The organism is Streptomyces sp. MB09-02B (assembly GCF_033794485.1).
GTDB lineage: Bacteria > Actinomycetota > Actinomycetes > Streptomycetales > Streptomycetaceae > Streptomyces.
This window is the reverse complement of the sequence record NZ_JARGEE010000152.1, coordinates 16,756-19,446: the sequence shown is the minus strand read 5'-3', so window position 1 is coordinate 19,446 and position 2,691 is coordinate 16,756. Positions and strand designations below refer to the sequence as shown.

2 protein-coding genes are annotated in these 2,691 nt (G+C 71.8%); both read left to right on the top strand.

Going from position 1 to position 2,691, the window contains the following annotated elements:
* A partial coding sequence (locus P1P70_RS21660; protein WP_319240277.1) for a hypothetical protein occupies window positions 1-358 on the top strand: 358 nt, incomplete at its 5' end.
* Window positions 359-857: 499 nt separating this feature from the next.
* Window positions 858-2,691 (top strand): DEAD/DEAH box helicase (locus tag P1P70_RS21655; protein WP_319240275.1); only part of this gene is annotated, 1,834 nt, incomplete at its 3' end.

The window sequence follows — 2,691 nt, the reverse complement described above, 5'->3', positions numbered from 1 at the left end:
GTACCAGTCCGGGCAGGGCAGGCGTCGTGGCTCCGCCTCGCCCGACCCCTCCGCCGCCGAGTCCGCGTCCGCCTCCGCTTCGGCGTCCGGGGCCGCCGAGCCGTCCGGCAAGGCGGCGCCGCCCAAGGGGGGCAAGGGCAAGGGCGAGGGGAAGGGGGAGCGGCCGGAGAAGCCCGAGCCGCCCAAGGACGAGCCGACTCCCACGCCGACGGTGGAGCAGCCCGAGCCGGAACCGACGAAGCCGGTGGAGCCCCCGCCGTCGCCGGAGCCGTCGGCCGAGCCGTCGTCGTCCGCGCACGAGCAGGGGGCGCAGCTGATGGAACGGGAGCCGGCGCCGCAGGCGGGCAACACGGCGTAGGTCTCCGAACAGGGCGTAGGCCTCCGAACACGGCGTAGGCCTCCGGTGGTTGGGCCGGAGGGGCGTCCGGGGGAGGGAGGGCGTCGGTCGGTGTGGACGACCGTGCGCTCCGGTGGGGAACGTGGTGGGGAACATTGGGGAACGCGGCGGACTCCGCTGAGGCACGGCGCCCCCTGTGCGGCTGCGGCCCTGTGACCAATCGCATGGCCCCCGGCGCCCGCACGTGATCCGGCCGCAGACCGTGCCAGGGCCCTCCACCTGCATCCCGCTGAATCTCCCGCGCTGCACCTGACCTGCGAATATCCGCTCAGTTTGCCTTGAGGGGTGGTGGGTGCGTATGGTGGTAGATCGTTTGATCCCATTTGCCCGGCGCCACCACAGAGCGCGCCGTGTGGCGCGTACTCTCCCTTGCCGTGGCGGACCGCATAGAGGCGGTCGTGTGCGAATCACGGAGTTGACGGGCGCGTGCCGACGAGACTCCGGAAGGTTTCGCATACGCATGTCCATTTCCAGTACTGATCACGTTGTCGTGCCCGAGAACGGCGAGAACGACTCCGTCGAGACGGCGGCCCCCGAGGCCACCTTCGCGGACCTCGGTCTCCCCGAGGGCGTCGTGCGCAAGCTCGCGCAGAACGGCGTGACCACCCCCTTCCCGATCCAGGCCGCGACCATCCCGGACGCCCTGGCCGGCAAGGACATCCTCGGCCGAGGCCGCACCGGCTCCGGCAAGACCCTCTCCTTCGGTCTGCCGACCCTGGCGACGCTCGCCGGCGGCCGCACCGAGAAGCACAAGCCGCGCGCCGTCATCCTCACCCCGACCCGTGAGCTCGCGATGCAGGTCGCGGACGCGCTCCAGCCGTACGGCGACGTCCTCGGCCTCAAGATGAAGGTCGTCTGCGGCGGTACGTCGATGGGCAACCAGATCTACGCCCTGGAGCGCGGCGTCGACATCCTCGTCGCCACCCCCGGCCGTCTCCGCGACATCATCAACCGCGGTGCCTGCTCGCTCGAGAACGTCCAGATCGCCGTCCTCGACGAGGCCGACCAGATGTCGGACCTGGGCTTCCTGCCCGAGGTCACCGAGCTGCTCGACCAGGTCCCGGCCGGCGGCCAGCGGATGCTGTTCTCCGCGACCATGGAGAACGAGATCTCCACGCTGGTCAAGCGCTACCTGAGCAACCCGGTCACGCACGAGGTCGACAGCGCCCAGGGCAACGTCACGACCATGTCGCACCACATCCTGATCGTGAAGCCCAAGGACAAGGCGCCGGTCACCGCCGCGATCGCCTCCCGCAAGGGCCGCACCATCATCTTCGTCCGCACCCAGCTCGGTGCAGACCGTATCGCCGAGCAGCTGTGCGACTCCGGCGTGAAGGCCGACGCGCTGCACGGCGGTATGACGCAGGGCGCGCGTACCCGGGTGCTGGAGGACTTCAAGAAGGGCTACGTCAACGCGCTCGTCGCGACCGACGTCGCCGCCCGGGGCATCCACGTCGACGGCATCGACCTGGTGCTCAACGTGGACCCCGCCGGGGACCACAAGGACTACCTGCACCGGGCCGGCCGTACGGCGCGTGCCGGGCGTACGGGCACCGTCGTGTCCCTCTCCCTGCCGCACCAGCGCCGCCAGATCTTCCGGCTGATGGAGGACGCGGGCGTCGACGCCGGGCGTCACATCATCCAGGGTGGTTCGACGTTCGACCCCGAGGTCGCCGAGATCACGGGCGCCCGGTCGATGACCGAGGTCCAGGCCGAGTCCGCCGGCAACGCCGCGCAGCAGGCCGAGCGTGACGTCGCTCACCTCACCAAGCAGTTGGAGCGGGCCACGCGCCGCGCCGGCGAGCTGCGCGAGGAGGCCGACCGGCTGACCGCGCGTGCCGCCCGGGAGCGGGGCGAGGACCCGGAGGCCGCTGTCGCGGCCGCAGCCGCCGAGGCCTCGGAGACCGCCGTCGCCGCCGTCGAGGCGGACGGCACGGCGTCGGTCGAGGCCCCGGTCGCGCTCGTCGAGGAGCCGGTGCACGAGCGTCCGGCGTACGAGCGCTCCTCGTACGACCAGCCGCGTCAGCGCCGCGAGGAGCGGGGCAACGGGCACGGCGGCTACGAGCGTCGTGACAACGACCGCGGCGACCGTGGCGGGTTCCGCCGCGACGACCGGCGCGACGGTGAGCGTGGTGGCTTCGACCGTCGTGACGACCGTCGTGACGGCGACCGTGGTGGTCGTTCCTTCGAGCGTCGTGACAACGACCGTGGTGGCTTCCGTCGGGACAACGACCGTGGCGGCCGCTCCTTCGAGCGTCGTGACAACGACCGTGGCGGGTTCCGCCGCGACAAGC